The organism is Bradyrhizobium sp. CCBAU 45321 (assembly GCF_028128975.1).
Classification (GTDB): Bacteria; Pseudomonadota; Alphaproteobacteria; order Rhizobiales; family Xanthobacteraceae; genus Bradyrhizobium; species Bradyrhizobium yuanmingense.
In genome coordinates this window covers 129,106-140,378 of the sequence record NZ_LFKZ01000128.1, presented here as the reverse complement: position 1 = coordinate 140,378, position 11,273 = coordinate 129,106, and the positions used below count along the sequence as shown (strand labels likewise).

The window sequence follows — 11,273 nt, the reverse complement described above, 5'->3', positions numbered from 1 at the left end:
TTGCGCGGGTCATTCGCGCCAGGCGGCCCGTTCGGGCGGGTAGCTCGAGCAGAATTTGCGGACCCGGTGACGGGCCGCGGCAAGACAGCGGACCCGCGAGGGGCCGCGGCAGAAAAAGGGTGAAGGCCAGTATGCCGACGATCAACCAGCTGATCGCTCAACCGCGGGAAGTGCAGAAGTCGCGCAAGAAGGTGCCCGCGCTGCAGCAGTCGCCGCAGAAGCGTGGTGTTTGCACGCGCGTCTACACCACGACCCCGAAGAAGCCGAACTCGGCGCTTCGTAAGGTTGCCAAGGTGCGCCTGACCAACGGCTTTGAGGTGATCGGCTACATCCCCGGCGAGGGCCATAACCTCCAAGAGCACTCGGTGGTCATGATCCGCGGCGGCCGCGTTAAGGACTTGCCGGGCGTGCGCTATCACATCCTCCGCGGCGTTCTGGACACCCAGGGCGTCAAGAACCGTAAGCAGCGTCGTTCGAAGTACGGCGCCAAGCGTCCGAAGTAAGCGGGAACCAAGCCTATGTCTCGTCGCCACTCTGCGGAAAAGCGCGAAGTTCTTCCGGATCCGAAGTTCGGGAACATCATCGTCACGAAGTTCATGAACTCGGTGATGTACGCCGGCAAGAAGTCGGTTGCGGAAGGCATCGTCTATGGTGCGTTCGGCATCATCGAATCCAAGACCAAGCAGAACCCGCTCGGCGTGTTCGAGCAGGCGCTCGAGAACGTCATGCCGACCATCGAGGTTCGCTCCCGCCGCGTCGGCGGCGCGACTTATCAGGTTCCGGTCGAGGTCCGCTCGACCCGCCGGCAGGCGCTCGGCATTCGCTGGCTGATCGCGGCTGCGCGCGAGCGCAACGAGAAGACGATGACCGAGCGGCTCTCGGCGGAGCTTTTGGACGCATCGAACAACCGGGGGAACGCCGTCAAGAAGCGCGAAGACGTGCACCGGATGGCGGAAGCCAACCGCGCCTTCTCGCACTATCGCTGGTAACGGCGAAACAAACGGACTCGCAAGGAACACCCTATGCCCCGCCAACATGCCATCGAGGACTACCGTAACTTCGGTATCATGGCGCATATCGACGCCGGCAAGACCACGACGACCGAGCGCATCCTCTATTACACCGGCAAGAGCCACAAGATCGGCGAAGTGCACGAAGGTGCCGCGACGATGGACTGGATGGAGCAGGAGCAGGAGCGTGGCATCACGATCACCTCGGCTGCGACCACCGCATTCTGGAACGGCAAGCGCCTGAACATCATCGACACGCCCGGTCACGTCGACTTCACTATCGAAGTCGAGCGTTCGCTCCGCGTGCTCGACGGCGCCGTCTGCGTGCTCGACTCCAACCAGGGCGTCGAGCCTCAGACCGAGACCGTCTGGCGTCAGGGCGACAAGTACAAGGTTCCGCGCATCGTCTTCGCCAACAAGATGGACAAGATCGGTGCCGACTTCTTCAAGTGTCTGGCGGACATCGTCGACCGTCTGGGCGCCAAGCCCGTCGCGATCCAGCTTCCGATCGGTGCCGAGAACAACTTCAAGGGTCTCGTCGACCTCGTGAAGATGAAGGGCGTCGTCTGGAACGATGAATCGCTCGGCGCCAAGTTCGATTATGTCGATATTCCAGAAGACCTTGCCGACCAGGCCAAGGAGTACCGCGAGAAGATGGTGGAGGCCGCCGTCGAGCTCGACGACGATGCCATGGCCGCCTATCTCGACGGCAAGGAGCCGGACGAGGCGACCCTGAAGCGCCTGATCCGCAAGGCGGTGCTGACCGGCGCGTTTTATCCCGTACTGTGCGGCTCGGCCTTCAAGAACAAGGGCGTGCAGCCGCTGCTCGACGCCGTGGTCGACTATCTGCCGTCGCCGCTCGACGTGCCCGCGATCAAGGGCACCGACGACAAGGGCAACGAGGTCGTGCGCAAGGCGGACGACAAGGAGCCGCTGGCGCTGCTCGCGTTCAAGATCATGGACGACCCGTTCGTCGGGACGATCACCTTCTGCCGCATCTATTCCGGCATTCTGCAGAGCGGCACCGGCGTCGTGAACTCGACCCGCGAGAAGAAGGAGCGGATCGGGCGCATGCTGTTGATGCATGCGAACAACCGCGAGGACATCAAGGAAGCCTATGCCGGCGACATCGTCGCGCTGGCCGGCCTGAAGGAAGCGCGCACCGGCGACACGCTGTGCGATCCCGACAAGCAGGTGATCCTGGAGAAGATGGAATTCCCCGAGCCGGTCATCGAGATCGCGATCGAGCCGAAGTCCAAGGCCGACCAGGAGAAGCTGGGCGTGGCGCTGGCCAAGCTCGCCGCGGAGGATCCGTCCTTCCGCGTGTCGACCGACCACGAGTCCGGCCAGACCATCCTCAAGGGCATGGGCGAACTCCACCTCGACATCAAGGTCGACATCCTCAAGCGCACCTACAAGGTCGACGCCAACATCGGCGCGCCGCAGGTGGCGTTCCGTGAGCGCATCACCAAGCGGGTCGAGCACAGCTACACCCACAAGAAGCAGACCGGCGGTACTGGCCAGTTTGCGGCCGTGTCGTTCATCGTCGAGCCGAACGAAGCCGGCAAGGGCTTCGAGTTCGAATCGAAGATCGTCGGTGGCGCGGTGCCGAAGGAATACATCCCGGGCGTCGAGAAGGGCCTGGAGAGCGTGCTGTCGTCCGGCGTGGTCGCGGGCTTCCCCGTGGTCGACGTCAAGGTGCAGCTCGTCGACGGCAAGTATCACGACGTCGACTCGTCGGCGCTCGCCTTCGAAATCGCCTCGCGCGCCTGCTTCCGCGAAGCGCTGCAGATGGGCAAGTCGGTCCTGCTCGAGCCGATCATGAAGGTCGAGGTGGTGACCCCGGAAGACTACACCGGCTCGGTCATCGGCGACCTGAATTCCCGGCGCGGTCAGATCCAGGGTCAGGACATGCGCGGCAACGCCAACGTCATCAACGCGATGGTGCCGCTCATGAACATGTTCGGTTACGTGAACAATCTGCGCTCGATGAGCCAGGGTCGCGCGACCTTCACCATGCAGTTCGATCACTACGCAGAAGCGCCGGCCAACGTGTCGGCAGAAGTCCAGAAGAAGTTTGCCTGATTGTCGTCGGTTGAAAGCTGACGATTGAACGGAGAGTCAAATGGCCAAAGCAAAGTTTGAACGTACCAAGCCGCACTGCAACATCGGCACCATCGGTCACGTCGACCATGGCAAGACGTCGCTGACCGCGGCGATCACCAAGGTTCTCGCCGAAGCCGGCGGTGCGACGTTCACCGCGTACGACCAGATCGACAAGGCGCCGGAAGAGAAGGCCCGCGGCATCACCATCTCGACCGCGCACGTCGAGTACGAGACGCCGAACCGCCACTACGCCCACGTCGACTGCCCCGGCCACGCCGACTACGTCAAGAACATGATCACCGGCGCTGCCCAGATGGACGGCGCGATCCTGGTTGTGTCGGCCGCTGACGGCCCGATGCCGCAGACCCGCGAGCACATCCTGCTCGCCCGCCAGGTCGGCGTGCCCGCGCTCGTCGTGTTCCTCAACAAGTGCGACATGGTCGACGATCCGGAGCTGCTCGAGCTCGTCGAGCTCGAAGTCCGCGAGCTGCTTTCCAAGTACGAATTCCCGGGCGACAAGATCCCGATCATCAAGGGTTCGGCGCTCGCCGCTCTCGAAGACTCCGACAAGAAGCTCGGCCACGACGCCATCCTCGAGCTGATGAAGAACGTCGACGAGTACATCCCGCAGCCGGAGCGTCCGATCGACCAGCCGTTCCTGATGCCGGTTGAAGACGTGTTCTCGATCTCGGGCCGCGGCACCGTCGTGACCGGCCGTGTCGAGCGCGGCGTCGTCAAGGTCGGCGAGGAAATCGAGATCGTCGGTCTCCGCGCCACCCAGAAGACCACCGTCACCGGCGTCGAAATGTTCCGCAAGCTGCTCGATCAGGGCCAGGCCGGCGACAACATCGGCGCGCTGCTCCGCGGCACCAAGCGCGAGGACGTTGAGCGCGGCCAGGTTCTGGCCAAGCCCGGTTCGGTCAAGCCGCACACCAAGTTCAAGGCTGAGGCCTACATCCTCACCAAGGAAGAGGGCGGTCGCCACACCCCGTTCTTCACCAACTACCGTCCGCAGTTCTACTTCCGCACCACCGACGTGACCGGTGTCGTGCACCTGCCGGAAGGCACCGAGATGGTGATGCCGGGCGACAACATCGCGATGGAAGTGCACCTGATTGTGCCGATCGCGATGGAAGAGAAGCTCCGCTTCGCGATCCGCGAAGGCGGCCGCACCGTCGGCGCCGGCGTCGTCGCCTCGATCATCGAGTAACAACGCGAATAGGGAATGGCGAGTGGCGAATAGTTTCTATTCGCTATTCGCTACTCGCCACTCACTAAGAAAGATTCGGCAATGAACGGCCAAAACATTCGTATCCGTCTCAAGGCGTTCGACCATCGTATCCTCGATACGTCGACCCGTGAGATCGTGAACACGGCGAAGCGCACCGGCGCGCAGGTCCGCGGACCCATTCCGCTGCCCACCCGCATCGAGAAGTTCACCGTCAACCGTTCGCCCCACGTCGACAAGAAGAGCCGCGAACAGTTCGAGATGCGCACTCACAAGCGCCTGCTCGACATCGTCGATCCGACCCCGCAGACCGTCGACGCTTTGATGAAGCTCGACTTGGCCGCCGGTGTCGACGTCGAGATCAAGCTCTAAGATTTTGGATCCCGTTCGCCAAAAGCGGACAAAGAGAACAGGAAGCAAGCCGATGCGCTCCGGAGTGATCGCACAAAAGGTCGGGATGACGCGGGTCTTCACGGAGGCCGGCGAACATATCCCCGTGACCGTGCTGAAGCTCGGCAATTGCCAGGTCGTAGGCCACCGCACCGAAGAGAAGAACGGTTACGTCGCGCTCCAGCTCGGTTCTGGCAGCCGCAAGACCGTTTACATGCCGAAGGCCGAGCGCGGCCAGTTCGCGGTCGCCAAGGTCGAGCCGAAGCGCCGGGTCGAGGAATTCCGCGTCACCGCGGACGCCATGATCCCGGTCGGCGCCGAGATCCTGGCCGACCACTTCGTCGTCGGCCAGTTCGTCGACGTCACCGGCACCTCGGTCGGTAAGGGCTTCGCCGGCGGCATGAAGCGCTGGAACTTCGGCGGTCTGCGCGCCACGCACGGTGTGTCGATCTCGCACCGCTCGATCGGTTCGACCGGTGGCCGCCAGGACCCCGGCAAGACCTGGAAGAACAAGAAGATGCCCGGCCACATGGGTGTCGACCGCATCACCACGCTCAACCTTCGCGTCGTCCAGACCGATGTCGAGCGCGGCCTGATCCTCGTCGAAGGCGCCGTTCCCGGCTCCAAGGGCGGCTGGATCCGCGTGCGCGACGCCGTCAAGAAGCCGCTGCCGAAGGAAGCCCCGAAGCCCGGCAAGTTCAAGGTTGCTGGCGACGCGGAAGCAGCTCCGGCTGCGCAGGAGGCGTGAGATGGAATTGAAGGTCACCACCCTCGAAGGTAAGGAAGCCGGCTCCGTCCAGCTGTCCGACGCCATTTTCGGCCTCGAACCGCGCGAGGACATCATCGCGCGCTGCGTGCAGTGGCAGCTCAACAAGCGCCAGGCCGGCACGCACAAGGCCAAGGGCCGCGCCGAGATCTGGCGCACCGGCAAGAAGATGTACAAGCAGAAGGGCACCGGCGGTGCTCGTCACGGCTCGGCCCGCGTGCCGCAGTTCCGCGGAGGCGGTCGTGCCTTCGGTCCGGTGGTGCGTTCGCACGCGACCGACCTGCCGAAGAAGGTTCGTGCGCTCGCTCTGAAGCACGCGCTCTCGGCCAAGGCCAAGGACGGCGATCTCGTCGTGATCGAGAAGGCCGCGCTGGAAGCCGCCAAGACCAAGGCGCTGCTCGGCCACTTCTCGGGCCTCGGCCTCACCAACGCGCTGATCATCGACGGTGCCGAGCTCAACAACGGCTTCGCCGCTGCGGCTCGCAACATCCCGAACATGGACGTGCTGCCGATCCAGGGCATCAACGTCTATGACATCCTGCGCCGTCAGAAGCTCGTTCTGACCAAGGCCGCCATCGATGCGCTGGAGGCGCGCTTCAAATGAGCAAGAACATCGAGCCTCGCCACTACGACGTGATCTTGTCGCCGGTCGTGACCGAAAAGGCGACGATCGCCTCGGAGCACAACAAGGTGCTGTTCAAGGTGGCCGCCAAGGCGACCAAGCCGCAGATCAAGGAAGCGATCGAGAAGCTGTTCGACGTCAAGGTCAAGAGCGTCAACACGCTGGTCCGCAAGGGCAAGGTCAAGGCCTTCCGCGGCACCATCGGCTCGCAGTCGAACAGCAAACGCGCGATCGTGACCCTCGAAGAGGGTCACCGGATCGACGTCACCACCGGTCTGTAAGGTCGTACGACGATGGCACTGAAGACATTCAATCCCACGACGCCGGGCCAGCGCCAGCTGGTCATGGTCGATCGTTCGGCCCTCTACAAGGGCAAGCCGGTCAAGGCGCTCACCGAAGGCAAGAAGTCCTCGGGCGGCCGCAACAACACCGGCCGCATCACCGTGCGCTTCCGCGGCGGTGGTCACAAGCAGACGCTGCGTACCGTCGACTTCAAGCGTGAGAAGATCGACGTGCCCGCCACCGTGGAGCGTCTCGAGTATGATCCCAATCGCACCGGTTTCATCGCCCTGATCAAGTATCAGGACGGCGAGCAGGCCTACATCCTGGCGCCGCAGCGCCTGGCGGTGGGTGACACGATCATCGCCGGCAATTACGTCGACGTGAAGCCGGGCAACGTCATGCCACTCGGCAACATGCCGGTCGGCACGATCATCCACAACATCGAGGTCAAGATCGGCAAGGGCGGCCAGCTGGCGCGTTCCGCCGGTACCTACGCCCAGCTCGTTGGCCGTGACCAGGACTACGTCATCATCCGCCTGAACTCGGGCGAGCAGCGCCTGGTGCACGGTCGTTGCCGCGGCACGATCGGCGCGGTGTCGAACCCGGATCACATGAACACCTCGATCGGCAAGGCCGGTCGCAAGCGCTGGATGGGCCGCAGGCCGCACAACCGCGGTGTCGCGATGAACCCGATCGACCATCCGCACGGCGGTGGTGAAGGTCGTACCTCGGGTGGCCGCCACCCGGTCACCCCGTGGGGCAAGCCGACCAAGGGCAAGAAGACCCGCACCAACAAGTCGACCACCAAATTCATTCTCCTAAGCCGCCACAAGCGGAAGAAGTAAGGAACGCCGGACATGGTTCGTTCAGTCTGGAAAGGCCCGTTCGTCGAGGGTTCTCTGCTCAAGAAGGCAGATGCCGCGCGCGCGTCCGGCCGTCACGACGTCATCAAGATCTGGAGCCGTCGCTCGACGATCCTGCCGCAATTCGTCGGCCTGACCTTCGGCGTCTACAACGGTCAGAAGCACGTGCCGGTGGCCGTGAACGAGGAAATGGTCGGTCACAAGTTCGGCGAGTTCTCGCCGACCCGGACCTTCCATGGCCACTCCGGCGACAAGAAAGCCAAGAAGGCTTGAGGATTAAACGATGAGCAAACCTAAGCGCGAACGGAGCCTCGCCGACAACGAGGCCAAGGCGGTCGCCCGGATGCTGCGGGTGAGCCCGCAGAAGCTCAACCTGGTCGCCCAGCTCATTCGCGGCCGGAAGGCGTCTGCCGCGCTCGCCGACCTGCAGTTTTCGCGCAAGCGGATCGCGGTCGACGTGAAGAAGTGCCTGGAATCGGCGATCGCCAACGCCGAGAACAACCATGACCTCGACGTCGACGATCTCGTCGTGGCCCAGGCCTTCGTCGGCAACGGCCTCGTGATGAAGCGCTTCGCCGCCCGCGGCCGCGGCCGCTCGGGCCGTGTCTACAAACCGTTTTCGCAGCTGACGATCATCGTTCGTCAGGTCGAAGCTGAAGCCGCCGCTTAAGGGCGCAGGAGAACACGATGGGTCAAAAGATCAATCCGATCGGTCTGCGTCTCGGCATCAACCGGACCTGGGATTCCCGCTGGTTCGCCGGCAAGCAGGAATACGGCAAGCTGCTGCATGAGGACGTCAAGATCCGCGAGATCCTGCACAAGGAGCTCAAGCAGGCGGCCGTCGCGCGCATCGTGATCGAGCGTCCGCACAAGAAGTGCCGCGTCACCATCCACTCGGCCCGTCCGGGCGTGGTGATCGGCAAGAAGGGCGCCGACATCGACAAGCTGCGCAAGAGGGTCGCGGACATCACCTCGTCCGACGTCGTCATCAACATCGTCGAGATCCGCAAGCCGGAGCTCGATGCGACGCTGGTGGCCGAATCGATCGCGCAGCAGCTCGAGCGCCGCGTCGCGTTCCGCCGTGCCATGAAGCGCGCCGTGCAGTCGGCGATGCGTCTCGGCGCGGAGGGCATCCGCATCAACTGCTCGGGACGTCTGGGCGGTGCGGAAATCGCGCGCATGGAGTGGTACCGCGAAGGCCGCGTGCCGCTGCACACGTTGCGTGCCGACATCGACTACGGCGTTGCGACCGCGTTCACGACCTTCGGCACCTGCGGTGTCAAGGTCTGGATCTTCAAGGGCGAGATCCTCGAGCACGATCCGATGGCCCAGGACAAGAGAATGGCCGAAGGCGAGACCGGCGGCAGTGGCGATCGCGGTGGCCGTCAGCGCCGCGAGACGGCCGCTGCCTAAGGCCAGACAGGAATTTGAGGGCTTAAAGCCATGATGCAACCTAAGAAAACGAAGTTCCGGAAGGCGCATAAGGGCCGCATCCACGGCGTTGCGTCTTCGGGCGCGACGTTGGCGTTCGGCCAGTTCGGCCTGAAGGCGACCGAGCCTGAGCGCGTCACCGCGCGCCAGATCGAAGCCGCCCGCCGCGCGCTGACCCGCCACATGAAGCGCGCCGGCCGCGTCTGGATCCGCGTGTTCCCCGACGTTCCGGTGTCGAAGAAGCCGGCCGAAGTCCGCATGGGCTCCGGCAAGGGTTCGCCGGAATTGTGGGTCGCGCGCGTCAAGCCGGGCCGGGTGCTGTTCGAGATCGACGGCGTCAACACCCAGACGGCGCGTGAGGCGCTGACCCTGGCGGCCGCCAAGCTGCCGATCAAGACGCGCTTCGTCGAGCGCATTGCGGAGTAATGGCCATGGCACAGATGAAGATCGAAGACATCCGCGCGATGAGCCCCGACCAGCAGGATGAGGCCATCCTCAACCTGAAGAAGGAGCGCTTCAACCTGCGCTTCCAGCGCGCCACCGGGCAGCTCGAGAACACCTCGCGCCTGCGCGAAGCCCGCCGTGACATCGCCCGGATCAAGACCGTCGCCGCGCAGACGCGCGCGAAGAAGAAGTAAGAGGCTTACGAAGATGCCGAAACGTACTTTGCAGGGCGTGGTCGTCAGCGACAAGCAAGCCAAGACCATCGTGGTGCGCGTCGACCGCCGCTTCACGCACCCGATCTACAAGAAGACGATCCGCCGTTCGAAGAACTACCACGCGCACGACGAGAGCAACCAGTTCAAGCCGGGCGACATGGTGTGGATCGAGGAAACGAAGCCGATTTCGAAGTTGAAGCGCTGGGTCGTGATCCGGGGCGAACACAAGAAAAGCGCCTGATCTGTTGGCTTTAGCCGACTGACTTCAGGGAAATGTTGAGCGCCGGCTGGGCTGGCGCAAAGAGAAAGAGGACGAGGTGCATCAATGATTCAGATGCAGACCAACCTCGACGTGGCCGACAATTCTGGCGCACGCCGTGTCATGTGTATCAAGGTGCTCGGAGGCTCCAAGCGCCGCTACGCCACGATCGGCGACATCATCGTCGTGTCGATCAAGGAAGCCATTCCGCGTGGCAAGGTGAAGAAGGGCGACGTGATGAAGGCCGTCGTGGTGCGCGTCCGCAAGGACATCCGCCGCGCCGACGGCTCGGTCATCCGTTTCGACCGCAACGCCGCCGTGCTGATCAACAACCAGTCCGAGCCGGTCGGCACCCGTATCTTCGGGCCGGTGCCGCGCGAGCTGCGCGCCAAGAACCACATGAAGATCATCTCGCTCGCGCCGGAGGTGCTGTGATGGCTGCGAAGATCCGCAAGGGCGACAAGGTCGTCGTGCTGACCGGCCGCGACAAGGGCCGCACCGGCGAAGTGTTCGAGGTACGCCCCGACGCCGGCACCGCGCTGGTGCGCGGCATCAACATGGTCAAGCGTCACCAGAAGCAGACGCAGGCCCAGGAGGGCGGCATCATCTCGAAAGAGGCGCCGATCCAACTGTCCAACATCGCGTATGTCGGTAAGGACGGGAAGCCGACCCGCGTCGGATTCAAGATTCTGGCGGACGGCAAGAAGGTCCGCATCGCCAAGAGCTCGGGAGCTGAGATCGATGGCTGAGGCCGCTTACACGCCGCGCCTGCGCGCGGAATATGACGCGAAGATCCGCACGGCTCTGACCGAGAAGTTCGGTTACGAGAACGTCATGCAGGTTCCGCGCCTGGACAAGGTCGTGCTGAACATGGGCGTTGGCGATTCCGTCAACGACCGCAAGAAGGCCGAGACCGCCGCCGCCGAATTGACCCAGATCGCCGGCCAGAAGGCGATCGTGACCTATTCGCGCATTGCGATCGCGACCTTCAAGCTGCGTGAGAACCAGCCGATCGGCTGCAAGGTCACGCTGCGCAAGGCCCGCATGTACGAGTTCATCGATCGCCTGGTGAACGTCGCGTTGCCGCGCGTGCGCGACTTCCGCGGTCTGAACCCGAAGAGCTTCGACGGCCGCGGCAACTACTCGCTCGGCATCAAGGAGCACATCATTTTCCCCGAGATCGACTTCGACAAGGTCACGGAAGCCCGCGGTATGGACATCACCGTCTGCACCACGGCCAAGACCGACGAAGAGGCGAGGGCCTTGTTGACCGCTTTCAATTTCCCGTTCCGGCAGTGAGACGCTGACTTAGAGCCTCTCAAACGCGGATACCCAGGAGCCAAGCATGGCAAAGAAGAGTTCAGTCGAGAAGAACAACCGGCGCAAGCGGATGGTGAAGAACGCCGCCGCCAAGCGCGAGCGGTTGAAGGCGATCATCGCCGACAAGACGCTGCCGATGGAGGAGCGGTTCGCCGCGACCCTGAAGCTGGCGGAAATGCCGCGCAACTCGTCGGCGACCCGCATCCGCCTGCGTTGCGAGCTGTCGGGCCGCCCGCGCTCGAACTATCGCAAGAACAAGCTGTCCCGTATCGCGCTGCGCGAACTTGGCTCCAAGGGCATGGTCCCGGGCCTCGTGAAGTCCAGCTGGTAAGGAGGG

At 63.6% G+C, this 11,273-nt stretch carries 19 protein-coding genes; all 19 read left to right on the top strand.

Features of this window, described 5'->3' with window-relative positions; genetic code table 11:
- The first annotated feature begins 131 nt into the window (after window positions 1-131).
- The 19 genes from rpsL to rpsN all read left to right on the top strand — a co-directional run bounded on the left by rpsL (window position 132) and on the right by rpsN (window position 11,267).
- Complete coding sequence (gene rpsL / locus ACM43_RS28050; RefSeq protein WP_007603006.1) at window positions 132-503, top strand: 30S ribosomal protein S12; 372 nt, start codon at window positions 132-134, stop codon at window positions 501-503.
- Window positions 504-518: 15 nt separating this feature from the next.
- Window positions 519-989 (top strand): 30S ribosomal protein S7, encoded by a 471-nt coding sequence (gene rpsG, locus ACM43_RS28045; protein ID WP_018647239.1) that lies wholly within the window; start codon window positions 519-521, stop codon window positions 987-989.
- A 33-nt stretch (window positions 990-1,022) separates the two neighbouring features.
- Entirely contained in the window at window positions 1,023-3,095 is a 2,073-nt protein-coding gene (fusA, locus tag ACM43_RS28040) for an elongation factor G (RefSeq protein WP_036027596.1), read from the top strand.
- A gap of 40 nt (window positions 3,096-3,135) precedes the next feature.
- Window positions 3,136-4,326, top strand: coding sequence for an elongation factor Tu (gene tuf / locus ACM43_RS28035; RefSeq protein WP_025036994.1), 1,191 nt, complete (start codon window positions 3,136-3,138; stop codon window positions 4,324-4,326).
- Between the two features lie 81 nt (window positions 4,327-4,407).
- A complete protein-coding gene (rpsJ, locus tag ACM43_RS28030) occupies window positions 4,408-4,716 on the top strand; it encodes a 30S ribosomal protein S10 (RefSeq protein WP_002712302.1) in 309 nt (102 codons plus the stop codon).
- 52 nt (window positions 4,717-4,768) lie between these two features.
- A complete protein-coding gene (rplC, locus tag ACM43_RS28025; protein WP_271544514.1) occupies window positions 4,769-5,482 on the top strand; it encodes a 50S ribosomal protein L3 in 714 nt (237 codons plus the stop codon).
- Between the two features lies 1 nt (window position 5,483).
- A complete protein-coding gene (gene rplD / locus ACM43_RS28020; RefSeq protein WP_018647243.1) occupies window positions 5,484-6,104 on the top strand; it encodes a 50S ribosomal protein L4 in 621 nt (206 codons plus the stop codon).
- Window positions 6,101-6,403, top strand: a complete 303-nt coding sequence (locus ACM43_RS28015) for a 50S ribosomal protein L23 (protein ID WP_025036992.1) — start codon at window positions 6,101-6,103, stop codon at window positions 6,401-6,403. The genes rplD and ACM43_RS28015 overlap by 4 nt, the downstream gene beginning before the upstream one ends.
- Before the next feature lie 12 nt (window positions 6,404-6,415).
- Window positions 6,416-7,249, top strand: a complete 834-nt coding sequence (gene rplB / locus ACM43_RS28010; RefSeq protein ID WP_271544512.1) for a 50S ribosomal protein L2 — start codon at window positions 6,416-6,418, stop codon at window positions 7,247-7,249.
- 12 nt (window positions 7,250-7,261) lie between these two features.
- The gene (rpsS, locus tag ACM43_RS28005; RefSeq protein ID WP_008136357.1) at window positions 7,262-7,540 is read left to right on the top strand and encodes a 30S ribosomal protein S19; all 279 of its coding nucleotides are present in this window, start codon (window positions 7,262-7,264) and stop codon (window positions 7,538-7,540) included.
- 10 nt (window positions 7,541-7,550) lie between these two features.
- Complete coding sequence (rplV, locus tag ACM43_RS28000; RefSeq protein WP_008549264.1) at window positions 7,551-7,937, top strand: 50S ribosomal protein L22; 387 nt, start codon at window positions 7,551-7,553, stop codon at window positions 7,935-7,937.
- 17 nt (window positions 7,938-7,954) lie between these two features.
- Entirely contained in the window at window positions 7,955-8,680 is a 726-nt protein-coding gene (gene rpsC / locus ACM43_RS27995; protein ID WP_036011029.1) for a 30S ribosomal protein S3, read from the top strand.
- Window positions 8,681-8,710: 30 nt separating this feature from the next.
- Window positions 8,711-9,124 (top strand): 50S ribosomal protein L16, encoded by a 414-nt coding sequence (rplP, locus tag ACM43_RS27990; RefSeq protein WP_008136349.1) that lies wholly within the window; start codon window positions 8,711-8,713, stop codon window positions 9,122-9,124.
- 5 nt (window positions 9,125-9,129) lie between these two features.
- Window positions 9,130-9,336: a 50S ribosomal protein L29 gene (gene rpmC / locus ACM43_RS27985; protein WP_157280557.1), complete on the top strand. Its 207-nt coding sequence runs from the start codon at window positions 9,130-9,132 to the stop codon at window positions 9,334-9,336.
- A gap of 13 nt (window positions 9,337-9,349) precedes the next feature.
- Window positions 9,350-9,598: a 30S ribosomal protein S17 gene (gene rpsQ / locus ACM43_RS27980; protein WP_024342452.1), complete on the top strand. Its 249-nt coding sequence runs from the start codon at window positions 9,350-9,352 to the stop codon at window positions 9,596-9,598.
- Window positions 9,599-9,682: 84 nt separating this feature from the next.
- Complete coding sequence (gene rplN / locus ACM43_RS27975) at window positions 9,683-10,051, top strand: 50S ribosomal protein L14 (protein WP_007603030.1); 369 nt, start codon at window positions 9,683-9,685, stop codon at window positions 10,049-10,051.
- The gene (gene rplX / locus ACM43_RS27970) at window positions 10,051-10,365 is read left to right on the top strand and encodes a 50S ribosomal protein L24 (RefSeq protein WP_011088142.1); all 315 of its coding nucleotides are present in this window, start codon (window positions 10,051-10,053) and stop codon (window positions 10,363-10,365) included. Before rplN ends, rplX begins: the two co-directional genes overlap by 1 nt.
- Window positions 10,358-10,915 carry a 50S ribosomal protein L5 gene (rplE, locus tag ACM43_RS27965; protein ID WP_025036988.1) on the top strand — a complete coding sequence of 186 codons (558 nt, stop codon included), beginning with the start codon at window positions 10,358-10,360 and terminating at the stop codon, window positions 10,913-10,915. The genes rplX and rplE overlap by 8 nt, the downstream gene beginning before the upstream one ends.
- Window positions 10,916-10,961: 46 nt before the next feature.
- On the top strand, window positions 10,962-11,267 hold the full coding sequence (gene rpsN, locus ACM43_RS27960; protein WP_028137018.1) for a 30S ribosomal protein S14: 306 nt from the start codon (window positions 10,962-10,964) through the stop codon (window positions 11,265-11,267).
- Window positions 11,268-11,273 lie beyond the last annotated feature (6 nt).